This is a genomic window from Micromonospora sp. USAFONa4 (assembly GCF_057197825.1).
On record NZ_CM170072.1, the window covers coordinates 4,184,881 to 4,208,825 of the forward strand.

Below are 23,945 nucleotides of genomic sequence, written 5' to 3' on the forward strand. Positions count from 1 at the left end.
CCGTCGACGCGTCGCCCGGTGTGCGGTATCCCTCACCCGCCGACGCCGTCGCGCGTCCTACCATCCGCTAATGAGCGAACCGCGGTCAAGCGAGTCCGGTTTCCCGATCAAGGGCGTCTACACGGCGGCGGACCTTCCGGAGGATCTGGACTCCCGGCTCGGCGGCCCGGGCGAGTTCCCGTACGCGCGGGGGGTCTACCCCACCATGTACACCTCCCGCCCCTGGACCATGCGCCAGTACGCCGGCTTCGGCACCGCCACCGAGTCCAACGCGCGGTACCACCAGTTGTTGCGGGCCGGCACGATGGGTCTCTCCGTGGCCTTCGACCTGCCGACGCAGATGGGCTACGACTCCGACGACCCGATCGCGCACGGCGAGGTGGGCAAGGTCGGGGTGGCCATCGACTCGATCGACGACATGCGGCTGCTCTTCGACGGCATCCCGCTCGACAAGGTCTCGACCTCGATGACCATCAACGCGCCCGGCTCGGTGCTGCTCCTGCTCTACCAGCTCGTGGCCGAGGAGAACGGGGTCGCCGGCTCGGCCCTCAACGGCACGATCCAGAACGACATCCTGAAGGAGTACATCGCCCGCGGGACGTACATCTTCCCGCCGAAGCCCTCGCTGCGGCTGGTCGCCGACACCTTCGGCTACTGCCGCAAGGAGGTGCCGAAGTGGAACACCATCTCCATCTCCGGCTACCACATGGCCGAGGCCGGCGCGTCGCCCGCGCAGGAGATCGCGTTCACCCTGGCCAACGGCGTCGAGTACGTCCGGGCCGCGCTGGCGGCCGGCCTGGCCGTGGACGACTTCGCGCCCCGGCTGTCGTTCTTCTTCGTCGCCCGCACCACCCTGCTGGAGGAGGTGGCCAAGTTCCGGGCCGCCCGCCGGATCTGGGCCCGGCTGATGCGCGACGACTTCGGCGCCAGGAACCCGAAGTCGATGATGCTGCGCTTCCACACCCAGACCGCGGGCGTGCAGCTCACCGCCCAGCAGCCGGAGGTCAACCTGGTCCGGGTGGCGGTGCAGGGCCTCGGCGCGGTGCTCGGCGGCACCCAGTCGCTGCACACCAACAGCTTCGACGAGGCGATCGCGCTGCCCACCGAGAAGGCGGCCCGGCTGGCGCTGCGCACCCAGCAGGTGCTGGCGTACGAGACGGACCTGACCGCCACGGTCGACCCGTTCGCCGGCTCGTACGTGGTGGAGGCGATGACCGCCGAGATCGAGGCCGCGGCGACCGAGCTGATGGAGCGGGTGGCCGACCACGGCTCGGCGGTCGACGCCATCGAGGCGGGCTTCCAGAAGCGGGAGATCGAGCAGTCCGCGTACCGGATCGCGCAGGAGATCGACTCCGGCGAGCGGGTGGTGGTGGGCCTCAACCGGTTCACCGTCGAGGAGGAGGAGCCGTACGAGCCGCTGCGGGTCGACCCGACGATCGAGGCGGCGCAGGCGGAGCGGCTGGCCCGGCTGCGTGCCGAGCGCGACGCCGGGGCGGTCGAGCGGGGGCTGGCCGAGCTGCGGGCCGCCGCCGAGGGCACGGAGAACGTGCTCTACCCGATGCGGGAGGCGCTGCGGGCCCGCGCCACCGTGGGCGAGGTCTGCGGCACCCTGCGCCAGGTGTGGGGGCTGTACCGCCCGAGCGACCGGTTCTGATCACGCCGGCCGACGGCTGTCCGACCTCCCGCCGCGTCGGGGCGGGCGGCCGTCGGCGTCCGGTGCGGCGCCGCTTCACCCCCGCGCCGTAACCGGCCGGTGCACGTGCGGGTAACGACCCGCCCACGGCACGTTCCCGCTGGTCGCGGGCGTGCGGGGCGGAGCGCTACAGTCGGAGCAGACGCTGGCCGCCCATCGGCGGCGCGGGCGCGTGGAGCAGTCCCGGCGACGCCGCCGGTAGGGCCGCGCGCGGTGCGGGGCGCCGTGGCCGACCGGCCACGGCGTGTGCCGGACGGGTTCGGGGGTAACCCGACCGGGTGGACGTGGACGCACACGGTGTGCGGTTGGTCGGCGACGGGGTGTGTGACCGTCTCGGGTGCCCTCGCTCGGGCGATGGTCGGGTAATTGTCGGAGTGTCCGTCGGTGTGACCGACTAATGCGACAATTCGGAAAAGCGGCCTCTGCGATCGGCATCGATTTCGCGACGGCCGGGCCGATTACGCGTTGTAGGAGGTGGGAGGCGGATGACGGCGTTCGACCGCGATCTACCTGCTGTCCCGCAGATCTACGAGCGCTCCGAGCAGGGCATACGTGACGCTGTGCGGTCCGACGGCTACCGGAACGACGTTGCGCAGCGTCACCGTCGGAGGTCTAGGCTGTCTGCTGTTCCTGATGATCCATCCATCTCTAGCGAACGAGAATTCGACGTGACGAGTGCGTTGACGCTGCCCACCGGCAACCAGCTGGCGTCGTCCTGGCCGGAGGCGCCGTCCGGCTCCCAGCCCCTGCCGTTCGAGCTGGACCACCTGCTCGCCCTCCGGGTGCCCGGGCTGGTCGCCACCCGTCGCCACCTCCACTCCCACCCGGAGCTCTCCGGCGAGGAGTTCGAGACGGCCGCCCTGATCGCCCGGGAGCTCACCCTGGCCGGGCTGAGGCCGCGGCTGCTACCGAAGGGCAACGGGGTCATCTGCGACATCGACGGCCGCCCCGACGGCCCGGTGGTCGCGCTGCGCGCCGACATCGACGCCCTGCCGCTGACCGACTCGAAGGACGTGCCGTACCGCTCCACGGTGGACGGCGTCTGCCACGCCTGCGGCCACGACGTGCACACCACCGTGATGCTCGGCGTCGGCATGCTGCTGGCCCAGCTCGCCGACCTCGGCGAGCTGCCCGGCCGGGTCCGGCTGATCTTCCAGCCCGCCGAGGAGATCCTGCCCTGCGGCTCGCTGGAGGTCATCGAGGCCGGCGGCCTGGACGACGTGGTGCAGATCTTCGCGCTGCACTGCGATCCCAACCTGCCGGTCGGGCAGATCGGCCTGCGGGTCGGCCCGATCACCGCCGCCGCCGACAACGTCACCGTCCGGCTCACCGGCCCGGGCGGGCACACCGCGCGCCCGCACCTGACCGTCGACCTGGTCGACGCGCTGGGTCGCCTCATCACCGAGGTGCCGGCCCTGGTCAGCCGCCGGGTGCCGGCCAACAGCGGGCTGCTGCTGGTCTTCGGCCACGCCTCGGCCGGCACCCGTTACAACGTCATCCCCTCCGAGGCGTGCGCCTCCGGCACCCTGCGGGTGATGGACCGCGACACCTGGGAGCTGGCCCCCAAGATCGTGGGTCAGGTGGTCCGCGACGTCGTCGCGCCGACCGGGGCCACCGTCGACCTGGAATACCTGCGGGGCCGCCCGCCCGTGTGCAACGACTCCCGGGCCATCCAGGTCCTGACCGGCGCCACCGTCGCCGCGCTCGGGCCGGAGGGCGTCGCCGAGACCCCGCAGAGCATGGGCGGCGAGGACTTCTCCTGGTACCTGGAGTACGTCCCCGGCGCGCTCGCCCGGCTGGGCGTCGGCCGCTCCGGCCCGAACGTGGACCTGCACCGGGCCTCGTTCGACGCGGACGAACGGGCCATCCCGGTCGGCGTACGACTCATGGTCCAGACCGCGCTGCGGGCACTGGCGGCGGCGCGGTAGGCGGCAGCGGCGCGGCCGGTCCGGTCGGCGTCATCGCCGGCGGGGCCGTACGCCGCCGCCGCCGGCGCAGCACCAACAGCAGCACCGTCACCGGTACGCCGATCGCCAGCAGCCACGGCAGCACCGCACCCAGCACCGTCAGCAGGATGGTCATGGAGGTCAGGAAGACCTTCCAGCCGCCCTTGAGCCCCACCAGGAAGCCGACCTCGGTCTCCTCGTCGGCGGTGCTCGCGTCGGGGCCGACCAGCGACACGGTGATCGTCGACAGGCTGGTCAGGTCCGCCAGCCGCTCCTTCTTCGCCTCCAGCGACGCCAGGTCGGCCTCCCGCCGGGACAGCTCGTTCTCCAGCGACACCAGGTCGCTGATCGAGGTCGCCTTCGCCAGCAGCTTGCGGGCGCTCTCCACCCGGGCGCGCTGGGTGATGATCCGCGCGTCCAGGTCGACCATCTGCTCGGTGACGTCCTCCGTGCGGATCTCCCGCCGCTGCTGCCGGCCGAGCTTCGCCAGCTCGTCGACGACGCCGTGGAACTTCGCCGCCGGCACCCGCAGCTCCAGCTCGGCCCGCGCGTCCGCGTCGGCGCTGCGCCGCTGGTCGCCGCCGATGAAACCGCCGGCCGCCGTGACCGTGGCGATCGCGCTCCGCGCGGCCTCGTCCACATCGTCCACCTGCACGCGCATCGTGCCCGTGTAGATGATGGAGCGCTGGTCGACCCGCAGGTCCGGTGCGCCGGCGCCGCTGCCCTGCTCGGCCTTGCCGCCGCCCCGCTCCGCCGCGCCCCCCGCCGAGTCCCCGGCCTGGTCCGCCGCGCCACCGGCCCGGTCCCGCTCCGCCGGGGCCGCCGCCGGCCCGCTGTCCGCGTTGTCCCGCGCGTCGCTGCCGCAACCCGCGAGCGCGAACAGCGCCACCAGCGCGGCGGCCGTCAGCCGTACGCCTCGACGTCGCCGATCCCGTCCGTCCATCCCGCCTCCATCGTCCTCGCCCCCGTGCGGGGCGATACGTCAGACGTGACACGTCCCCACGTCGGTTCCGGCAGACTGCGCTCAGGACATCACGATTCGATAATCTTGGAGTCACGATGCAGCTCACCAAGTACGCCCACTCCTGCCTGCGGGTGGAACACGACGGGGGAGTGCTGGTCATCGACCCGGGCGTGTTCAGCGATCCGGCTGCGCTCGACGGGGCCGACGCGGTGCTGATCACCCACGAGCATCCCGACCACCTCGACGTCGAGGCGGTCATCCGGCAGCTCGACCGACGGCGCTTCGTCATCCACGGGCCGGCGTCCCTGGCCGCCACTCTGGGCGACGCCGCCGAGGCGCTCGACGCGGTCCGACCCGGACAGTCGTTCACGGCCGCCGGCGTGCCGGTACGCGCCCACGGCGGCCGGCACGCCGTGATCCACCCCGACATCCCCGTGATCGACAACCTGGCGTACCTGCTGAACGACACGGTGTACCACCCCGGGGACAGCCTGGTCGTCCCCGAGGACGCGCAGGTCGACACGCTCTTCCTGCCGATCCACGCGCCGTGGACGAAGTTCTCCGAGTCGCTGGACTTCCTCCGGGCGGTCGCCCCGCGCCGGGCGTACGCGCTGCACGACGGGCTGCTCAACGACAACGGACTCAACGTGCTCAACGGCAACTTCACCCGGCTGTCCGACGTGGAGTACCGCCGGCTCGAACCGGGCACCCGGATCGACGTCTGACGGCGATGCCCGGCCCGCCCCGAGAGCTGGTGCACCGGCTCTACACCACCCCGCCGGACCGGTTCGTCGCGATCCGCGACGAGGCCGTCGCCGAGGCCCGCCGCGCCGGCGACCCGAAGGCCGCCCGGGAGATCGCCCGGCTGCGCCGGCCCACCGTGGCGGCCTGGCTGGTCAACCTGCTCGCCATCCGCCGCCCCGAGCTGGTCGCCGACCTGGCCCAGCTCGCCGAGGCCCTGCGCACCGCCCAACGCGAGCTGCGCGGGCCCCGGCTGCGGGAACTCTCCACCCAGCGGCGGGCGGTGGTCGGCGCACTCGTCGCCGAGGTACGCAAGCTGGCGGCCGGGATGGAGGAGGCCCCGCCGGCCGGGAAGCTGCCGCTGGGCGAGGTGGAGGCCACCCTCAACGCCGCGCTCGCCGACACCGACGTGGCCGAACAGGTCCGCTCCGGCCGGCTGCTGAAAGCCGCCACTTACGCCGGCTTCGGCGAGGTGCCCCGCCCCCAGCTGCGGCTGGTGACCGGCGGGGAGGAGCCGGCGCCGGCGCCCCGGCCCGAGCCGACCGGGAAGCAGCGGGGCGGCGTCGACCGGGCCGCGCTCCGCGCCGAGCAGGCGGAACGGGCCGCCCGGGCGGAGCGGGCGCGCCGCAGGCGGGCGCTGGAGAAGGAGCTGGCCAGGGCGCGTACCGACCAGGAACGCGCCGAGGCGGAGCTGGCCGGCGCGACGGCGGCCGAGCGCGACGGCGTCGGCGCCCTGGACGCGATCGAGGCGGAACTGGCCGAGCTGGAGCGGCGCCGGGCTGTCGCCGAGCAGGACCTGAGCCGGGCGAGGCTGGCGCGGCGCGGGGCGGAACGCACGGTGACGGCCGCGCGCCGCCGCGCCGGCGAGGTCGAGGCGGCGGTGGAGGCCCTCGACGCCGAAGAGGGGGATGCCGAGTCGGGCGGCGGCGCGGCAGACTGACCCCTGTGGACGGACGGGGAGCGGGCGGATGACGCCGGAACAGGTCGCCGCGGCCAGCAAGCCGATCGTGCTGGACCTCGGTGACGTCTTCACCCGCTGCCCGACCACCCTGCGTCGGGCCCGGCTGCTCGGCATCCCCGGCTGGGCGTTCTACGTCACCGGGCGGGCCGGGGCCCTCGGGGACGTGCGCGCCGAGACGGTCGCCGCCGCCCTCGGCTTCCTGGCCCCCGAAGCCGTCGCCGACGGCTGGGACGCGGCCCGCCGGGTCGTCCCGCCGGTCGAGGTGGCCGCCGCCACCGTGGTCGAGTGCTGCCGGTGGGGCGAGGAACGGCTCGACGCCCTCGCCGGGGTGAGCCGGCTCGCCGCCCTGCTCAGCCGCGCGGTCGACGCCGCGGACGCCAGCGGCATGCCGCTCTTCGCGGCCTGGCGCGCCATGCCGGTGCCGGTCCGGACGGCCGGCGCCCGGGCGGCCGTCGGCCTGCGCCTGCTCCGGGAGCACTTCGCCGGGGCCCACCTGATCGCGGTCCGGGCCAGCGGGATGACCCCGCTGGAGGCCGTGCTCGCCGGTCCGGACGGGGAGGCGGGCGCGGTCGCCTGCGGCTGGCCGCCGCCGTACCCGCCGGTCGGGCCGTTGGTGCGCAGGCGGCTCTGGGCCGAGGCGGTGACCGACCGGCTGGCCTCGCCGGCCTTCGCGGCGCTCGGCCCGGCCGACGGCACCGAACTGGTGGAACTGCTCACCGCGACCCGGGCCCACCTGACCGACCCGGGCTGAGCCGCCGCGCAGGAACGGGACCCCCGCCGGGACCCGGCCGCCGGGGCGGGCCGGAAAATCGGCGGCGACCCGCCGGCCCGCCTGTCAGGATCGCCCCCGTGACTCTTCCCGCCGGCTGGCACGCCCGCCGACCCACCCTGGACGACGTACCGGCGATCCTGGCGGTGGTGCACGCCGCCGACACCTTCGCCATCGGCTACCCGGACTTCGACGCCGACGACGTGCGCGACGCGCTCACCGCGCCGAACGTCGACCCGGAGCGGGACTCCTGGGTGGTGACGGATCCGGAGGGCACGCTGGTGGCCTGGGCGATCCTGCAGAACGAGACCGGGGCAGGGCGGGAGTTCGTCGACGTGTTCGTCGACCCGGACCGGGGCGCGGAGGTGCGGGGGCCGCTGCTGGCCCGGCAGCTGGACCGGGTGGCCGCGCGGGCCGCCGAGCGCGGCCTGCCGGACCTGACCGTGCGCTGCCCCGCCTGCGAGCCCGAGCGCCGGTGGGCGGCCGAGCTGACCGGGGCGGGGTTCGACTTCGTCAAGCGGTACCAGCTCATGCGCCGGTCGCTGGTCGGGCTGCCCGGCGAGCCGCCGCCACCGCCGCCCGGGGTGACGGTCCGGCCGGTGCGTCCGGGCGACGAGGCGGAGCTGCGCGACTTCCACCGGATCTTCGACACCGCCTTCCGCGACACCCCCGACTACGAGCCGTCCGGCTACGACCGGTGGCGGGCCCTCATCAAACCCGGGACGGCCTGGGACGAGTGGTTCGTCGCCGAGGTGGACGGGCGGCCCGCCGGCGTACTCCGGTCGTCCGACCAGGCGCTCGACCGGAACGAGGGGTGGGTCAGGAACCTCGCGGTACTGCCCGGTCACCGTCGTCGCGGGGTGGGCGCGGCGCTGCTGAACCACGCGTTCGCCCGGTACGCGCAGAAGGGCCGGGAGTCCGTCGGCCTCGGGGTCGACCTGGCCAACCCGACCGCGCCGCTCTCGCTCTACCGGTCCGTGGGGCTGCGCGAGGTGCGCTGGGTCGACATGTACGAGCTGGTCGTGCCGGCCGCCGGTGTGTGATTGACGACGCCGGGCGGGGCCGGATGGGGGCCCCGCCCGACGCCGGAGCAGACTGGGGGCCGTGGGATACGCGCGGTGCCGACCGTACGGGCTAGGCCGACGCGGTGCCGGTGGGGCGGGACCGCAGCTCGGTGACGTAGTCGTCCGGCGCGCCCGCCTTCTCGGCGGCGTTCGCGATCTCCGAGAGGTACCACGCCGTGGGCAGCCCGCCCTCGTACCCGTCGAAGACGTAGATCCACGCGGTCACGTCGCCGTCGAGGGTGGAGATCCGCACGTGCAGCTTGCGGTACGTGCCGGCGGTCACCCCCTCCAGCTCGTCGAGCTGGGCGGCGTCGTAGGGGTGGATGTCGTAGATCGCCACGAAGACCCGGTCGCCGGGCGACTCGACGACCGTGCTGACCGCACCCTCCCAGCCGATGACGTCCTCGCCCGCGAAGGTGAGCCGCCAGCCTTCCAGCCAGCCGGTGCCCACCATCGGCGAATGCGGACAGTAGGCGCGCATGCGGGCGGGGTCGAGGTTAGAGCCGTAGGCGGCGTGATGACGCACGGCGATGACGATAGCCCGCCCGCGGGGTGGGGGAGAATACGACCGAGCGTGTCGGACGCGTTCGGGAGAAGAAAGTCACTGTGAGCACTGACGAAGGGCGGGCACGGTGAGCGCGAGGAGCGCAGCGGAGCAGAGCCCCGCAGTCGCGAACGAAAGGATGGCCCTGTGAGCCGGATCGTGATCATCGGCGGTGGACCGGCCGGCTACGAGGCGGCCCTGGTCGCCGCGCAGCTGGACGCTGATGTCACCGTCGTGGAGGCCGAGGGCGCCGGCGGGGCCTGCGTGCTGTCCGACTGCGTACCGTCGAAGACCTTCATCGCCAGCTCGGAGGTGGTGACCGGCTACCGGGACACCGAGGAGTTCGGGGTGGACTCCGACGGCCTGGAGGCGGTCACGGTCGACGCCGGCGCGGTGCACGAGCGGGTCAAGCGCCTCGCGCTCGCCCAGTCCGCCGACATCCACGCCAAGCTGGTCAAGGCCGGGGTGACCTTCGTGTCGGGCACCGCCCGGCTCGGCGAGGACACCCTCGGGCACACCCACCGGGTGCTCGTCACCCCGACCGACGGCGGCGGCGAGCAGTCCATCGCCGCGTCGACCGTGCTGGTCGCCACCGGCGCCACCCCGCGCCAGCTGCCCACCGCCGTACCGGACGGCGAGCGCATCCTGACCTGGCGCCAGGTGTACGACCTGCCGGAGCTGCCCGAGCACCTGATCGTGGTCGGCTCCGGCGTCACCGGCGCGGAGTTCGCCAGCGCCTACCTGGCGATGGGCGTGCCGGTGACGCTGGTGTCGAGCCGTGACCGGGTGATGCCGCACGAGGACGCCGACGCGGCCATGGCCATCGAGCGGGTCTTCCGTAACCGGGGCATGAGCATCCTCAACAACTCCCGGGCCGACGCGGTCCGGCGTACCGCCGACGGGGTGGAGGTCGAGCTCTCCGACGGCCGGAAGGTGGCCGGCTCCCACGCGCTGATCGCGGTCGGCTCCATCCCCAACACCGCCGACCTGGGCCTGGCCGAGTACGGCGTCGCGCTGGCCAGGGGCGGCTACGTCACCGTCGACCGGGTCTCCCGGACCAACGTGCCCGGCATCTACGCGGCCGGCGACTGCACCGGGGTGCTGCCGCTGGCCAGCGTCGCCGCCATGCAGGGCCGGATCGCGATGTGGCACGCGCTCGGCGAGGCGGTCCGGCCGCTGCGGCTGCGTACCGTCGCGGCGAACGTGTTCACCGACCCGGAGTTGGCCACCGTGGGCGTCTCGCAGGACGAGGTCGACTCGGGCAAGGTGCCGGCCCGGCAGGTCATGCTGCCGCTGGACGGCAACGCCCGCGCCAAGATGGACGGCCTCGCCGACGGCTTCGTCAAGCTCTTCTGCCGCCCGGCCAGCGGGCAGGTGATCGGCGGCGTGGTGGTGGCGCCGAAGGCGAGCGAGCTGATCCTGCCGATCACCATGGCGGTGGAGAACAACCTCACGGTCAACGAGCTGGCCCAGACGATCACGATCTACCCGAGCCTGTCGGGCTCCATCACCGAGGCCGCCCGCCAGCTCATGCTGCACGAGCTGGAGTGACCCGCCGGAGCAGGGTGACCGCGACGACGACGAGCACGGCGACCTCGGTGAGGATCAGCAGGCGCTCGACCAGGCCGAGCAGCAGCCGGTCGCCGGGGTAGGCGGACCAGACCATCGCCGCCGCCAGGAGCACGCTGGCCGTGGCGAGACCGCGTACCCGGCGGCCGGCGGCTGCCGGCAGGCGTCGGGCGAGCAGCCAGCCGGCGGCCGGCAGCGCCAGGAAGGCGACCACCGAGGCGTACCGGTGGACGTAGGAGGCGGTGTCCATGGGCAGGCCGGGCTGGTTCGTCGGCACCACCGCGGCCAGCAGCAGCCCGCCGACCCAGGCGGCCAGGAGCGCCTCCGCCGTCCGCCCCGCTCCGGCGGCGGGCGGCCGGTGGCCGCGCCACAGGGCGGGCAGGAGCACGGCGGTGGCCGCCGCGAGCACCAGCATGGCGGCGTCGATGACGCCGCCCCGGTCGGAGACGGCGTAGTCGCTGACGGTCAGCGTCCACGGGTCCAGGTTCTCGTTGACCTCGACGTGGCCGATCACGGCGAGCAGCGTCGCCAGGGCGATCCCGCCGAGGGCCAGCAGTCCACTGTTCCGGGTTCCGTGCATGGCTCAGCCTGTCCCGAGAGGGACCCCAGACGGATCCGGGCCGCCCACCGAGACCGGTCCCCGGGACCACCCCTAGGCGGCGCCGGGGCGGCCGGTCACTCCGCCCCGGGCGCGTCCCGCCTCGCCGCGACGACGACCGGCACCGCGACCGACTCGGCCGCCCGCCGGGCCCCGACGGCGGTCATGGCCCAGCCCGCCGCCGCGAAGCCGGCCGCCGCGACCCCCGCGATCAGCGCCAGCCGCCACGCGGACTCGGTGAGCGCCGTCCCGCCGAGGTGCCCGACCAGCCCGCCGTACGTCGCCCAGGCCAGCGCCGCCAGGCCCTCGTAGAGCAGGAAGAGGCGGTACGGGTACCGGCTGCGGCCGGCCGAGAAGCAGGCCGCCATCCGTCCGCCGGGCACGAATCGGCAGAGCAGGATCACGAGCGGCCCGGGTCGGCGCAGCCCCTGGGTGACCCGGCTGGCGACGCGCCGGGCCCGGCCCCGTTGGGCGTCGCGCGGCGCCCGGCGGTCCGGCGCGCCCCGCCCGAGCAGGTAGCAGGCCAGGTCCCCGACGAAGACGCCGAGCGCGCCGACGGCGATGGTCACCGGCAGGTTCAGCCCGCCGTACACGGTGAGCGCGCCGCCGGTGATCATCACGACCTGGGTGGGGATCACGGGGACGAAGGCGTCGGCGACCAGCAGCGCGAGCAGTGCGAGGTACGCCCAGGCCGGCGTTGCGACCTCAGTGAGTAGTTCGGGCACGACTGCCACCTCGCCGGACGGGGCCGATTGCGGGTACCGAGCCTGACGGGTCGTCCGGCGTCACGGGGCGGGACCCTGGCGCGTGGTGACCACCGACACGGCAGGGCCACCGGACACAACGAGCGGAGAGCGCCGCGGGTGACGGACGGGCGCGGCGCCGAGGGTCGGCGGACCGGGGCGCCCCGGCGTACCGTTGTCGGGGCGCGGCCCCACTACCGTCGGGTCCCCCGTTCCTGACGGTGCGGCCGCCGCGGGCCGTCGGCAGGTCCCGTGCCGGCGGCCCGCCCCTGTGCCCGTCCGCGCCTCCGCCCCCGCCGCCCCCGTGCCGGACCGCCCGGAAAAACCGGCTGCGGTCCCCGCGGGCAGGGCCGTACCGTCGCGGCATGCGCAGTGCGGTATCCACCACGACGCCGGGAGACCCCGGCGCGCCGTACTGACCTGACCGTCGACGAGGCCCCGGGGCGATCCGCCCCGGGGCCTCGCGGCGTCCGGTGACCGGGTCGCCTCCGGGTCGTACCCGATCAAGGAGCGCGACATGATCGACCACCGCAGGCTCGGCCGGGAGCTGGAGCTGTTCGGTTCCGACCCGCTGGCCGGCGCCGGGCTGCCGCTCTGGCTGCCGGCCGGGGCCGCCGCCCGGCACGCCGTCGAGGAGTACGTCCGCGAGCTGGAACGCCGGGCCGGCTACCGGCACGTGTCCACCCCGCCGCTGGGCAGGCGGGAACTCTTCGAACTCTCCGGCCATCTCGGCTACTTCGCCGACGACATGTTCCCGCCGATGGCGCTCGGCGCCGACGACGAGTTCGTGCTGCGGCCGGCGCTCTGCCCGCACCACGCCCTGGTGTTCCGGGCCCGGGGCCGCTCCTACCGGGAGCTGCCGCTGCGGATCGCCGAGCTGGGCGGCATGTACCGCGCCGAGCGCTCGGGGGTGCTCGGCGGGCTGTCCCGGGTGCGCGCCATCTCGCTCAACGACGCGCACAACTTCTGTGCCCTGGAGCAGGTGGGCGAGGAGGTCGTCGAGATCCTCCGGCTGATCCGCGAGGCGCACGCCGCGCTCGGCGTACGGCCGGCGGGGTTCCGGTTGTCGCTGCGCGGGCCGGGGGAGAAGTACGTCGGGGACGACGCCGAGTGGGCGCGGGCGGAGGAGCTGCTGCGCGCCGCGCTCGACGGGGTGGAGTTCACCGAGGCCCCGGGGGAGGCCGCGTTCTACGGCCCGAAGATCGACATCCAGGTGCGCGACGCCGCCGGCCGGGAGTCCACCCTCTCCACCGTCCAGCTCGACTTCGACAAGCCGGAGCGGTTCGACCTGTCGTACACCGACGCGTCCGGGGCGCGGCGTCGACCGGTGATGGTGCACCGCAGCCTCGTGGGCAGCATGGAGCGGCTCTTCGCATACCTGATCGAGGTGCACGAGGGCGCCTTTCCCGCCTGGTACGCCCCGGTGCAGCTGGTGGTGCTGCCCGTCGGCGACGACCAGGCCGGTGCGGCGGCCCGGCTCGCCCGCGACGCGTTGGCCGCCGGGCTGCGCGTCGAGGTCGACGGGGCCGGTTCGCTGGGCTCCCGCATCCGCGACGCGGCCCGCGCCCGGGTCCCGTACGCCGCCGTCGTCGGACCCCGCGAGGCGGCCGGGGGCGCGGTCTCCCTGCGGTTGCGCGGCGGCCGGGCCCTGGACCCGATGCCCGCCGCCGACGCCCTGCGGCTGATCGGCGCGGTGGTGGCCGGGCGCGGCCCGGCCCTGCTGCCGACCCGCTGAGCCCCCGCCCGGCCCCGACCCCGTCGACCGCCCGTCCGTCGCCGCCGGCGGTCCCCCCGTCACCGGGACGACCCTTCGAGCGGCGCGGGCTCGGGGCCGGCCTGGAGGTCGAGGCCGGGCTGGGCGTCGGGGTCGGGTTCGGGCTGGAGGGCGGCGGTGAACTGCGACCGGTACAGGCGGTGGTACGCGCCCCGCGCGGCGAGCAGTTCCTCGTGCGTGCCCTGCTCCACGATCCGGCCGTCCTCCATCATCAGGATCAGGTCGGCGTCGCGGATGGTGGAGAGCCGGTGCGCGATGACGAAGCTCGTCCGGTCCGACCGCAGCGCGGCCATCGCCCGCTGGAGCAGCACCTCGGTGCGGGTGTCCACCGAGCTGGTCGCCTCGTCCAGGATCAGCAGCGACGGCTCGGCGAGGAAGGCCCGGGCGATCGTGATGAGCTGCTTCTCGCCGGCGCTGACGTTGCTGCCCTCCTCGTCGATGACCGTGTCGTAGCCGTCGGGCAGGCTGCGCACGAACCGGTCCACGAACGTGGCCCGGGCCGCGGCCAGGATCTCCTCCTCGGTCGCCCCGGGGCGGCCGTACGCGATGTTGTCGCGGATGGTGCCCCCGAAGAGCCAGGTCTCCTGGAGCACCATGCCGATCCGGCCGCGCAGGTCGTCGCGGCGCATCGTGGTCACGTCCACCCCGTCGAGCGTGATCCGGCCGGCGTCCAGCTCGTAGAAGCGCATGACCAGGTTGACCAGCGTGGTCTTGCCGGCCCCGGTCGGCCCCACGATGGCGACCGTGTGGCCGGGCTCGGCGACCAGGGAGAGGTCCTCGATCAGCGGCTTGTCGGGGGCGTACCGGAAGGAGACGTTCGCGAACTCGACCCGGCCGTGCGGGTCGCGTACGCGGGCCGGCTCGGCCGGGTCGGGGCTCTGCTCCTCGGCGTCGAGCACGGCGAAGACCCGCTCGGCGGAGGCCACCCCGGACTGGAGCAGGTTCGCCATCGAGGCGACCTGGGTGAGCGGCTGGGTGAACTGCCGCGAGTACTGGATGAACGCCTGCACGTCACCGAGGCTCATCGACCCCGACGCCACCCGCAGCCCGCCGACGACGGCGATCGCCACGTAGCTGAGGTTCCCGACGAACATCATCGCCGGCATGATGATCCCGCTGATGAACTGGGCGCCGAAGCTCGCCCGGAACAGCTCGTCGTTCTTGGCGGTGAAGGCGGCCTCCACCTCGCGCTGCCGGCCGAAGACCTTGACCAGCTCGTGGCCGGTGAACGCCTCCTCGATCTGGCCGTTCAGCTCGCCGGTGTGCGCCCACTGGGCGATGAACTGCCGCTGCGACCGCTTGGCGATGGCACCGGTGACGACCACCGAGACCGGCACCGCGACCAGGGCCACCAGGGCCAGCAGCGGCGAGATCCAGAACATCATGGCGAGCACGCCGACGACGGTGAGCAGCGAGGTGAGCAGCTGGCTCAGCGTCTGCTGGAGGCTCGTCGAGATGTTGTCGATGTCGTTGGTGACCCGGCTGAGCAGCTCGCCCCGGGGCTGCCGGTCGAAGTAGGGCAGCGGCAGCCGGTTCAGCTTCTCCTCCACCTCGGCGCGCAGCCGCAGCACGGTGCGCTGCACCACCCCGTTGAGCAGCCAGCCCTGCCACCACATCAGCAGGCTGGCCACCAGGTAGAGCCCGAGGGCCAGCAGCAGCACCCGCGCCAGCGCGGTGAAGTCGATGCCCTCGCCGGGCACCACGTCCATCCGGGCGAGCATGTCGGCGAAGTTGTCGTTGCCGGCCGCCCGCGCGGCGGCCACGGCCTGGTCGGCGGTGGTGCCCGCCGGCAGCTGCCGGCCGATCACCCCCGTGAAGATCAGGTCGGTGGCCCAGCCGAGCACCTTCGGCCCGACCACGCTGAGCCCGACGCTGAGCACGGCCAGCGCGATCACGGCGACGAGCTGGAGGCGCTGCGGGCGCAGCCGACCCAGCAGCCGCCGGGCCGAGGGCCCGAAGTTCATCGACCGCTCGGCGGGCATCCCGACGCCCGCGTGCGGACCGCCGCGCTGCCCGCCGGGCGGCAGCCGCTTCGGCGTCGCGGCGTCGGCGGCCGGCTTCTGCTGCGGTACGGCGCTCGTGCCCGCGCCGCTGCGCCTGACGGTGGGCTCGCTCCGCTCGCTCACGCGACCACCTCCGTGGTGTTCTGCGACGCCACGATCTCGGCGTAGGTCGGGCAGGTGAGTAGTAGCTCGTCGTGCCGGCCGATCCCGACCACGCCCCCGTTCTCGAGGACGACGATCTGGTCGGCGCCGACGATCGTGGAGACCCGCTGCGCCACGATCACCACGGCGGCGTCCGCGGTGACGGGGCGCAGCGCCGCCCGCAGCCGTGCGTCCGTGCCGAGGTCGAGCGCGGAGAACGAGTCGTCGAAGAGGTAGATCTCCGGCCGCCGGACCAGGGCCCGCGCGATGGCCAGCCGCTGCCGTTGCCCGCCCGAGACGTTCGTGCCGCCCTGCGCGATCGGCGCCGCCAGCCCCTCGGGCATCGCCTCGACGAAGTCCCGCGCCTGGGCGATCTCCAGCGCCTCCCAGAGTTCCGCGTCGGTCGCGTCCGGGTTGCCGTAGCGCAGGTTGCTCGCCACCGTCCCGGTGAACAGGTACGGCCGCTGCGGCACCAGCCCGATGCGGCGCCACAGCTCGTCCGGCGCCAGCTCCCGCACGTCGACGCCGTCGACCAGCACCGCGCCGGCGGTCGCGTCGACCAGTCGGGGCACGAGCGACAGCAGGGTGGTCTTGCCCGCGCCCGTGCTGCCGATGACCGCCGTCGTCGTCCCCGGCGTCACCCGGAACGACACGTTGCGCAGCACCGGCTCGGCCGCCCCCGGGTACTGGAACGCGACGTCGCGCAGCTCCAGCTCGCCGTGGCTCGTCACCTCGGTCACCGGGCAGGCGGCGGGCACCACGGAGGAGTCGGTGTCGAGCACCTCGACGATCCGTTCGGCGCAGACCGCCGCCCGCGGCACCATCATCAGCATGAACGTGGCCATCATGACGGCCATCAGGATCTGCATCAGGTATTGCAGGAAGGCGGTGAGGGCGCCGACCTGGATCGCCCCGGCGTCCACCCGCTCGGCGCCGAACCAGAGCACCGCGACGCTGGAGACGTTGAGCACCAGCATCACCACCGGGAAGATCAACGCCATCAGGCGGCCGATCCGCAGGGCGGTGGCGGTGAGGTCGGCGTTCGCCGTGGCGAAGCGGTCCGTCTCGTACGGCTCCCGGACGAACGCCCGCACCACCCGGATGCCGGTGATCTGCTCGCGCAGCACCCGGTTGACCGTGTCGATGCGGGTCTGCATGAGCCGGAAGCCCGGCACCATCCGCCGGATGATCAGCCAGAGGGCGACGGCCAGCACGGGCACGCTGACGAGCATCAGCCAGGAGAGCCCGACGTCCTCGCGCAGCGCCATCACCACGCCGCCGACGCTCATGATGGGCACGGCGACGAGCATCGTGCAGCTCATCAGCACGAGCATCTGCACCTGCTGCACGTCGTTGGTGTTGCGGGTGATCAGCGAGGGCGCGCCGAACCGGGCGACCTCGCGGGCGGAGAAGCGGTTGACGTGCTCGAAGATCGACGACCGGACGTCCCGGCCGAAGGCCATCGCCGTGCGCGCGCCGAGGTAGACGGCCGCGACCGAGCAGACGATCTGGATCAGGCTGACCGCGAGCATCCAGCCGCCGGTGCGCATGATGTAGCCGGTGTCGCCCCGGGCCACGCCCAGGTCGATGATGTCGGCGTTGAGGCTGGGCAGGTAGAGCGACGCCATGGTGCCGACGAACTGGAGCAGCACCACGGCGGCCAGCGGCCGGTGGTACGGGCGAAGGTGCGTACGCAGCAGCCGGGTCAGCACGCCGGGCTCCCTTCCGGGGTGCCGTGGTCGCCGTTGCCGATGACCTCAAGGAGGAACTCGCGGATCACCGCCGCCTTCGCCGGGTCGGCGTCGACCGAGGTCAGCGGCTGCCCGGAGCGGATCATGGCGGTCAGCGCGTCGATCCGGGCGCGGCCGGCCGGGGTGATCGCGATCTTGACGCTGCGCCGGTCGGCCTCGTCGCGCTGCCGCTCGACGAGGCCGTCGCGTTCGAGGGTGTCGACGATGCCGGTCAGGGTGGCCGGCCGGACGAAACAGTGCTCGGCGACCGCGCGGTGCGCCAGTTCACCGTGCTCGGCGAGGGTCATCAGAGTGACCATCCCGGCCTGGGTGAGGCCGTGCGCCTCGGCCAGGTAGCGGTTCCACCGCTGCCCGGTGACGTGCCCGGCGACCACGAGCAGTCGTGCTATCGGCACGTCCCGTAGCGTCAACAGTTCCATGGACGGCAGATTAGCGCCCTGAACGTCAGGCCCCAAACGAAATAGCGACGGCCACTCCGACGAAGAGGATCTGCTCAGCCGTACGCGGGCCGAGGGGGGTCGCCGGGCGGCCGGCCAGGGTCAGCCCGCGCCGCACCGCCGAGACGTTCGCCGGGAACATGGCCAGCATCAGCAGGGCCAGCCCGGCCGCGGTCCAGCGGGCGGTCGCCGGCACCAGCAGCCCGACCGCGCCCACCAGCTCCAGCACGCCGGTGACGGTGACCAGCAGGTCGGGCCGGGGCAGGCGCGGCGGCACCATCGCGATCATGTCGGCCCGGTAGGCGGGGGCGAAGTGCGCGACGCCGGTCACCACGAACATCAGCGCCAGGCCCACCCGCAGCGCCGGATGCCAGCCGTCGAGGGCGGCCACGCCGGCCAGCCCGGCCAGCCGGGCGAGCGCGGTGCCGGCCACGAGTGCGATCAACGGAGCCATCGGTACCTCCTCGGTCGTAACTTGTCGTCGACAAGATTGCCTCCGGAGGTGTCATCTTGTCAACGACAAGATATGATGGCGGCATGACCGGAGCGCGCGGCTACCACCACGGCGACCTGCGTCGCGCCCTGCTCGCGGCGGCGGTGCAGGTGATCGAGGAGTCAGGTCCGGCAGCACTGAGCCTGCGCGACCTGGCCCGCCGGGCGGGCGTCTCGCACGCCGCCCCGGCCCACCACTTCGGCGACAAGGCCGGGCTGCTCACCGCCCTCGCCACCGAGGGCTTCCACCTGCTGGCCGAGGCGCTGCACGGCGCCGGCGGCGAACTGCTCGACCGGGGCGTCGCGTACGTCGACTTCGCGGTCCGCCACCGCGCGCACTTCGAGGTGATGTTCCGTCCGGACCTCTACCGGGCCGACGCGAAGGAGCTGGTGGCGGCCCGCCAGCGCGCCGGGGCCGCGCTGCACTCGGGCGTCGCCGGGCTGTCCGAGCGACGTCCGACGGCGGAGGATCCGCAGGGCGACGCGCTCGCGGCCTGGTCCATCGTGCACGGCTTCGCCACGCTCTGGATCTCGGGCGCGCTGCCGCCTCGCGTCGGCGACGACCCCCGGAAGGCGGCCCGCGAGGTGATCCACCGCCTCTTCCCGCAGCCCTGACGGCCACCGGCGGGCAGCGTCAGCCGGCTGGCGACGCGGCCCGGAGTGGCGACGCGGCCCGCCGGTGGCGGCGGGGTCACCAGCTGGTGGGCAGCGGCATCCCCTCGGTGTAGCCGGCCGTGCTCTGCACGCCGACCAGGGCCCGCTCGTGGAACTCCGCGAGGTCGCGGGCGCCCGCGTAGGTGAAGGCGCTCCGCACCCCCGCGATGATCTCGTCGATCAGGTCCTCCACGCCCGGGCGGGCCGGGTCCAGATACATCCGCGCCGAGGAGATGCCCTCCTCGAAGACCGCCTTGCGGGCCCGGTCGTACGCGCTGTCGTCGGCCGTCCGCGCGCTGACCGCCCGCGCCGAGGCCATGCCGAAGCTCTCCTTGTAACGCCGGCCGTCGGCGTCGGTGTAGAGGTCGCCGGGGGACTCGTAGGTGCCGGCGAACCAGGAGCCGATCATCACGTTCGAGGCCCCGGCGGCCAGCGCCAGCGCCACGTCGCGCGGGTGCCGCACACCGCCGTCGGCCCAGACGTGCCGGCCGAGCTGCCGGGCCGCCGCGGCGCAGTCGAGCACGGCGGAGAACTGCGGCCGGCCCACGCCGGTCATCATCCGGGTGGTGCACATCGCACCCGGACCGACGCCGACCTTGACGATGTCGGCCCCCGCCCGCACGAGGTCGCGTACGCCCTCGGCGGTCACCACGTTGCCCGCCGCGACCGGGACCGCCGGGTCCAGCGCGCGGACCGCCCGCAGGGCGGTGATCATGCGTTCCTGGTGGCCGTGCGCGGTGTCCACCACCAGCGTGTCCACCCCGGCCTCCAGCAGCGCCGCCGCCTTGCCGGTCACGTCACCGTTGATGCCCACGGCGGCGGCGATCCGCGGCCGGCCCCGGTCGTCCACCGCCGGCCGGTAGAGGGTCGCCCGCAGCGCGCCCTGCCGGGTCAGCACCCCGACCAGGCGTCCCTCGGCGTCGACCACCGGCGCCAACCGGCGCCGCCCCGCCGAGAGCCGCTCGAAGCCGGTACGCGGGTCCGCGTCCGCCGGCACGGTGTGCAGCTCCGTGGACATCACGTGCCGGAGCTGGGCGAAGCGGTCCACGCTCACCGTGTCGGCCTCGGTCACCACGCCCACCGGCCGGCTCTCCTCGTCGATGACCACCACGGCGCCGTGCGACCGCTTCGGCAGCAGGTGGATCGCGTCGCCGACGGTGTCGGTCGGGCCCAGCGTGATCGCCGTGTCGTGCACCAGGTGCCGCCGCTTGACCCAGGCGACGACGTTCGCCACCACCTCGATGGGGATGTCCTGCGGGATGACCGCGATCGCGCCGCGCCGGGCGACCGTCTCGGCCATCCGGCGGCCGGACACCGCCGTCATGTTCGACACGACCAGCGGGATGGTGGTGCCCGTGCCGTCGGGGGTGGCCAGGTCGACGTCGAGCCGCGAACCCACCTCGGAACGGACGGGCGCCATGAAGACGTCGTTGTAGGTCAGGTCGTGCGCGGGAGCCGCGCCGTGAAGGAACCGCACGTCGCCATCATTCCCGCCCGCCGCCGCCCGCGCCCCGGGTGGTAGCGGAAAACACCCCGACCGGCGGGTGGGCGTCGTCAGTCGAACAGCAGGGTCGCCGCGACCGCCACCATCACGACGGCCACCGTCCCGTCGATCACCCGCCAGGCCACGGGGCGGGCCAGCACGGGCGCGAGCCGGTGGGCGGCGGCGCCGAGGACCGTGAACCAGACCACGCTGGCCAGCGCGGCGCCCGCGCCGAAGACCCAGTGGTGCGGGTGCTGGCGGGCCACCCCACCGAGCAGGAGGACGGTGTCGAGGTACACGTGCGGGTTGAGGTAGGTGAACGCGAGGCAGGCCAGCAGCGTCGCCCCGAGCGTGGCCGGCGGCCGGTCGGCGGGGGAGAGCGCGCCGGGACGCAGCGCGCGGCGGGCGGCCAGCGCGGCGTACCCGAGCAGGAACGCGGCGCCGAGCCACCGGACGGCGGTGAGAGCGGTGGGGTGCTCCGCCGTCGCGCCGCCCATGCCGGCGATGCCGAGCGCGATGAGCAGCGCGTCGGACGCGGCGCAGACGGCGACGACCGGCAGGACGTGCTCGCGGCGCAGGCCCTGCCGCAGGACGAAGGCGTTCTGCGCGCCGATGGCGGCGATCAGCGCGATGGCGAGGGAGAAACCGGCGGCGGCGGAGCCGGCCACGGAGCTGCTGAGGATGTCGGGCACGAGCCGAGGCTACGAGCCCCACGTGATGCAGCCCAGCTAAAGATTCTCATGCCGGATAAGCTCTGCTTCATCATGCTGGACACCACGCAGCTCCGGACCTTCGCCGCAGTGGTCCGCGAGGGCAGCTTCGAGGCGGCGGCCCGGTCCCTGCACGTCACCCCCTCGGCCGTCAGCCAGCGGCTCAAGGCGCTGGAGCAGTCCGTCGGTCAGGTGCTCGTCCAGCGGACGAAGCCGTGCCGGGCCACCGACGCGGGCCGTCCGCTGCTACGGCTCGCCGGGCAGGTGGCCCTGCTGGAACGCGAGGCGCTGGACGCCGCCCGGCCCGCCCTCGGCGGGCCCGCGCCCACCCGCGTGACGGTCGTCGCGAACGGGGACTCGCTGGGCACCTGGTTCGTCGGCGCGTTGGCCCGGCTGCCCACCGAGCTGGCGCTGCTGTTCGACGTACGCCGGGACGACGAGGACCACACGGCGGAGCTGATCCGCGACGGCACGGCGATGGCGGCCGTGACCGCGCAGCGCGAGGCCGTGCAGGGCTGCCGGGTGGAGCGGCTGGGCGCCATGCGGTACGTCGCCCTCGCCGAGACCGGGTTCGCCGCGCGCCACTTCCCCGACGGTCTCACCGAGGCCGCCCTGGCGTCGGCGCCGATGATGGCGTTCGACCGCAAGGACCAGCTCCAGCAGCGGTTCGCCCGCACCGTCACCCGGCGCCGGCTCGACCCGCCGGTCCACTACGTCCCGTCCTTCGACGGCTTCAACGAGGCGGTGCGGCTCGGGCTCGGCTGGGGGCTGGTCCCGGAACGGGTCGCCCGCGCCGACGTCGCCGCCGGACGCTGCGTCGACCTCGGCGCCGGCCGCCACCTGGATCGCCCGTTGTACTGGCAGCACTGGCGGGTGGACTCCGCCACCCTGGACGCGCTGACCGCCGCCGTCCGAGCGGTGGCGGGCGCCGAACTGCGCTGACCGCCCGGCGGGCTGCTGCCCCGCCCTGTCCGGCGCCGCGCCGTTCCGCCCCGTGCTGCGCCGCGCCGCGCCGCGCCGTCAGGAAGGCACCTTCCTGTACCGGAAACGACAGGAAGGTGCCCCTTCCTTACAGCTCAGGCGATGGTGCAGATCGCCGCGCCGGCGGTGATGACGGCGCCGACCTCGGCCGCGAGGCCGCTGACGGTGCCCGCCTTGTGGGCGTGCAGCGGCTGCTCCATCTTCATCGCCTCCAGCACCACGACCAGGTCGCCCTCGGCCACGGTGTCGCCGTCGGCGACCGCGATCTTGACGATGGTGCCCTGCATCGGGGAGGTGAGCGCGTCGCCGCTGACCGCGACGCCGGCCTTGGTCCCGCCACCCCGGCGGGCCGGCTTGCGCGCGGCGGGCGCTGCGGTGGCCGTACCCCCGCCGAATCCTGCGGGGAGGCTGACCTCCAGCCGCTTGCCCCCGACCTCGACCACGACGGTCTCGCGCTCGGCCGGCGCGTCGGCGGGGCCGGCGGCGGCGGTGAACGGCGCGACGGTGTTGTCGAACTCGGTCTCGATCCACCGGGTGTGCACGGTGAAGGGCTCGGCGGTGAACGCCTCGTCCCGGACGACCAGCCGGTGGAACGGCAGCGCGGTGGCCATGCCCTCGACGACCATCTCGTCCAGGGCGCGCCGGGCGCGCTCCAGCGCCTCGGTACGCGTCTCGCCGGTGATGATCACCTTGGCCAGCAGCGAGTCGAAGTTGCCGCCGATCACGTCGCCGGCGGAGATGCCGGTGTCGACCCGGACGCCGGGACCGGTGGGCAGCCGCAGCGCGGTGACCGTGCCGGGGGCGGGCAGGAAGTTGCGGCCCGGGTCCTCGCCGTTGATCCGGAACTCGATCGAGTGCCCGCGCGGCGTCGGGTCCCCGGTGAACCGCAGCCGCTCGCCGTCGGCGATCCGGAACTGCTCGCGGACCAGGTCGATGCCGGCGGTCTCCTCGGTGACCGGGTGCTCGACCTGGAGGCGGGTGTTGACCTCCAGGAAGGAGATGGTGCCGTCGGCGCCGACCAGGTATTCCACCGTGCCGGCGCCGTGGTAGCCCGCCTCGCGGCAGATGGCCTTGGCGCTGTCGTGGATCTGGGCGCGCTGCGCGTCCGTGAGGAACGGCGCGGGAGCCTCCTCGACCAGTTTCTGGTGGCGGCGCTGGAGCGAGCAGTCCCGGGTGCCGACCACGATCACGTTGCCGTGCCGGTCGGCCAGCACCTGCGCCTCGACGTGACGCGGCTGGTCCAGGTAGCGCTCGACGAAGCACTCGCCCCGGCCGAACGCGGCGACCGCCTCGCGGGTGGCCGACTCGAACAGGTGCGGGATCTCCTCCATGGTGCGGGCCACCTTGAGCCCGCGCCCGCCGCCGCCGAAGGCGGCCTTGATGGCGACCGGCAGGCCGTGGTCGACGGCGAACGCCAACACCTCGTCGGGGCCGCCGACCGGGTCGGGGGTGCCGGGCACCAGGGGCGCGCCGGCGCGCTGGGCGATGTGCCGGGCGGTGACCTTGTCACCGAGGTCCCGGATCGCCTGCGGAGTGGGGCCGATCCAGGTCAGCCCGGCGTCGATCACGGCCTGGGCGAAGTCGGCGTTCTCGGAGAGGAAGCCGTAGCCGGGGTGGACCGCGTCGGCGTCGGCCTTCGCGGCGACCTCCAGCAGCTTGTCGATCCGCAGGTACGTGTCGGTGGCGGTGTCCCCGCCGAGCGCGTACGCCTCGTCGGCCAGCGTGGCGTGCAGGGCGTCCCGGTCGGAGTCCGCGTAGACGGCGACGCTGCCGAGGCCGGCGTCACGACAGGCGCGGATGACGCGGACGGCGATCTCGCCGCGGTTGGCGATGAGTACCTTGCGCACCTTGCTGGCTCCTCCCGGAGGGTCACTGACCGGGAGTGTATCGGCCACCGTGGCGGCCCTAACGATCGCTCAGTGTGGGA

At 74.1% G+C, this 23,945-nt stretch carries 21 protein-coding genes; 10 read left to right on the forward strand and 11 right to left on the reverse strand.

The annotated features are described in order from the left end of the window. The first annotated feature begins 70 nt into the window (after window positions 1–70). Together AC0OO9_RS18620 and AC0OO9_RS18625 are read left to right on the forward strand one after the other, a co-directional pair. Complete coding sequence (locus tag AC0OO9_RS18620) at window positions 71–1,654, forward strand: acyl-CoA mutase large subunit family protein (protein WP_484511316.1); 1,584 nt, start codon at window positions 71–73, stop codon at window positions 1,652–1,654. A 707-nt stretch (window positions 1,655–2,361) separates the two neighbouring features. Next, on the forward strand, window positions 2,362–3,621 hold the full coding sequence (locus AC0OO9_RS18625) for an amidohydrolase (RefSeq protein ID WP_484511317.1): 1,260 nt from the start codon (window positions 2,362–2,364) through the stop codon (window positions 3,619–3,621). On the opposite strand, the gene AC0OO9_RS18630 is transcribed toward AC0OO9_RS18625, so the two are convergent. After that, window positions 3,578–4,582 carry a DUF4349 domain-containing protein gene (locus tag AC0OO9_RS18630; RefSeq protein WP_484511318.1) on the reverse strand — a complete coding sequence of 335 codons (1,005 nt, stop codon included), beginning with the start codon at window positions 4,580–4,582 and terminating at the stop codon, window positions 3,578–3,580. The two genes, AC0OO9_RS18625 and AC0OO9_RS18630, sit on opposite strands and share 44 nt — an antisense overlap. A gap of 116 nt (window positions 4,583–4,698) precedes the next feature. Here AC0OO9_RS18630 and AC0OO9_RS18635 point away from each other — a divergent pair, with 116 nt between their 5' ends. The 4 genes from AC0OO9_RS18635 to AC0OO9_RS18650 all read left to right on the forward strand — a co-directional run bounded on the left by AC0OO9_RS18635 (window position 4,699) and on the right by AC0OO9_RS18650 (window position 8,117). After that, on the forward strand, window positions 4,699–5,328 hold the full coding sequence (locus AC0OO9_RS18635; RefSeq protein WP_484511319.1) for an MBL fold metallo-hydrolase: 630 nt from the start codon (window positions 4,699–4,701) through the stop codon (window positions 5,326–5,328). 5 nt (window positions 5,329–5,333) lie between these two features. Further along, complete coding sequence (locus AC0OO9_RS18640) at window positions 5,334–6,284, forward strand: hypothetical protein (RefSeq protein ID WP_484511320.1); 951 nt, start codon at window positions 5,334–5,336, stop codon at window positions 6,282–6,284. Between the two features lie 28 nt (window positions 6,285–6,312). Then, window positions 6,313–7,056, forward strand: coding sequence for an SCO6745 family protein (locus tag AC0OO9_RS18645; protein WP_484511321.1), 744 nt, complete (start codon window positions 6,313–6,315; stop codon window positions 7,054–7,056). A 98-nt stretch (window positions 7,057–7,154) separates the two neighbouring features. Next, window positions 7,155–8,117: a GNAT family N-acetyltransferase gene (locus tag AC0OO9_RS18650; RefSeq protein ID WP_484511322.1), complete on the forward strand. Its 963-nt coding sequence runs from the start codon at window positions 7,155–7,157 to the stop codon at window positions 8,115–8,117. A gap of 91 nt (window positions 8,118–8,208) precedes the next feature. Here the strand turns inward: AC0OO9_RS18650 and AC0OO9_RS18655 are convergent, their stop codons facing one another. Further along, window positions 8,209–8,664, reverse strand: a complete 456-nt coding sequence (locus tag AC0OO9_RS18655) for a gamma-glutamylcyclotransferase family protein (RefSeq protein WP_132233291.1) — start codon at window positions 8,662–8,664, stop codon at window positions 8,209–8,211. A 165-nt stretch (window positions 8,665–8,829) separates the two neighbouring features. Here AC0OO9_RS18655 and AC0OO9_RS18660 point away from each other — a divergent pair, with 165 nt between their 5' ends. Then, window positions 8,830–10,233: an NAD(P)H-quinone dehydrogenase gene (locus AC0OO9_RS18660; protein WP_421457229.1), complete on the forward strand. Its 1,404-nt coding sequence runs from the start codon at window positions 8,830–8,832 to the stop codon at window positions 10,231–10,233. On the opposite strand, the gene AC0OO9_RS18665 is transcribed toward AC0OO9_RS18660, so the two are convergent. Beyond that, a complete protein-coding gene (locus AC0OO9_RS18665) occupies window positions 10,211–10,831 on the reverse strand; it encodes a DUF998 domain-containing protein (protein WP_484511323.1) in 621 nt (206 codons plus the stop codon). The two genes, AC0OO9_RS18660 and AC0OO9_RS18665, sit on opposite strands and share 23 nt — an antisense overlap. Window positions 10,832–10,926: 95 nt before the next feature. Then, window positions 10,927–11,574 (reverse strand): DedA family protein, encoded by a 648-nt coding sequence (locus AC0OO9_RS18670; RefSeq protein ID WP_327030467.1) that lies wholly within the window; start codon window positions 11,572–11,574, stop codon window positions 10,927–10,929. A gap of 535 nt (window positions 11,575–12,109) precedes the next feature. Between AC0OO9_RS18670 and thrS the strand changes: the two genes are divergently transcribed. Continuing rightward, complete coding sequence (gene thrS / locus AC0OO9_RS18675) at window positions 12,110–13,327, forward strand: threonine--tRNA ligase (protein WP_484511324.1); 1,218 nt, start codon at window positions 12,110–12,112, stop codon at window positions 13,325–13,327. A gap of 59 nt (window positions 13,328–13,386) precedes the next feature. Here thrS and AC0OO9_RS18680 read toward each other — a convergent pair whose 3' ends face one another. The 4 genes from AC0OO9_RS18680 to AC0OO9_RS18695 form a co-directional block, all read right to left on the reverse strand. Further along, window positions 13,387–15,348 (reverse strand): ABC transporter ATP-binding protein, encoded by a 1,962-nt coding sequence (locus AC0OO9_RS18680; protein ID WP_484517978.1) that lies wholly within the window; start codon window positions 15,346–15,348, stop codon window positions 13,387–13,389. 140 nt (window positions 15,349–15,488) lie between these two features. Then, window positions 15,489–17,222: an ABC transporter ATP-binding protein gene (locus tag AC0OO9_RS18685; RefSeq protein ID WP_484511325.1), complete on the reverse strand. Its 1,734-nt coding sequence runs from the start codon at window positions 17,220–17,222 to the stop codon at window positions 15,489–15,491. Continuing rightward, complete coding sequence (locus AC0OO9_RS18690) at window positions 17,216–17,680, reverse strand: MarR family winged helix-turn-helix transcriptional regulator (RefSeq protein ID WP_484511326.1); 465 nt, start codon at window positions 17,678–17,680, stop codon at window positions 17,216–17,218. The genes AC0OO9_RS18685 and AC0OO9_RS18690 overlap by 7 nt, the downstream gene beginning before the upstream one ends. 25 nt (window positions 17,681–17,705) lie before the next feature. Continuing rightward, the gene (locus AC0OO9_RS18695) at window positions 17,706–18,152 is read right to left on the reverse strand and encodes a DoxX family protein (RefSeq protein WP_151454433.1); all 447 of its coding nucleotides are present in this window, start codon (window positions 18,150–18,152) and stop codon (window positions 17,706–17,708) included. Between the two features lie 83 nt (window positions 18,153–18,235). On the opposite strand from AC0OO9_RS18695, the gene AC0OO9_RS18700 reads away from it, so the two are divergent. Then, a complete protein-coding gene (locus tag AC0OO9_RS18700) occupies window positions 18,236–18,805 on the forward strand; it encodes a TetR/AcrR family transcriptional regulator (RefSeq protein ID WP_484511327.1) in 570 nt (189 codons plus the stop codon). Between the two features lie 76 nt (window positions 18,806–18,881). On the opposite strand, the gene AC0OO9_RS18705 is transcribed toward AC0OO9_RS18700, so the two are convergent. Beyond that, window positions 18,882–20,321, reverse strand: coding sequence for a GuaB1 family IMP dehydrogenase-related protein (locus AC0OO9_RS18705; protein ID WP_484511328.1), 1,440 nt, complete (start codon window positions 20,319–20,321; stop codon window positions 18,882–18,884). 77 nt (window positions 20,322–20,398) lie between these two features. Continuing rightward, window positions 20,399–20,995 (reverse strand): LysE/ArgO family amino acid transporter, encoded by a 597-nt coding sequence (locus AC0OO9_RS18710; protein ID WP_484517979.1) that lies wholly within the window; start codon window positions 20,993–20,995, stop codon window positions 20,399–20,401. Between the two features lie 96 nt (window positions 20,996–21,091). Between AC0OO9_RS18710 and AC0OO9_RS18715 the strand changes: the two genes are divergently transcribed. Continuing rightward, entirely contained in the window at window positions 21,092–21,979 is an 888-nt protein-coding gene (locus AC0OO9_RS18715; RefSeq protein WP_484517980.1) for a LysR family transcriptional regulator ArgP, read from the forward strand. 134 nt (window positions 21,980–22,113) lie between these two features. On the opposite strand, the gene AC0OO9_RS18720 is transcribed toward AC0OO9_RS18715, so the two are convergent. Continuing rightward, on the reverse strand, window positions 22,114–23,865 hold the full coding sequence (locus AC0OO9_RS18720; RefSeq protein ID WP_484511329.1) for an acetyl/propionyl/methylcrotonyl-CoA carboxylase subunit alpha: 1,752 nt from the start codon (window positions 23,863–23,865) through the stop codon (window positions 22,114–22,116). Window positions 23,866–23,945 lie beyond the last annotated feature (80 nt).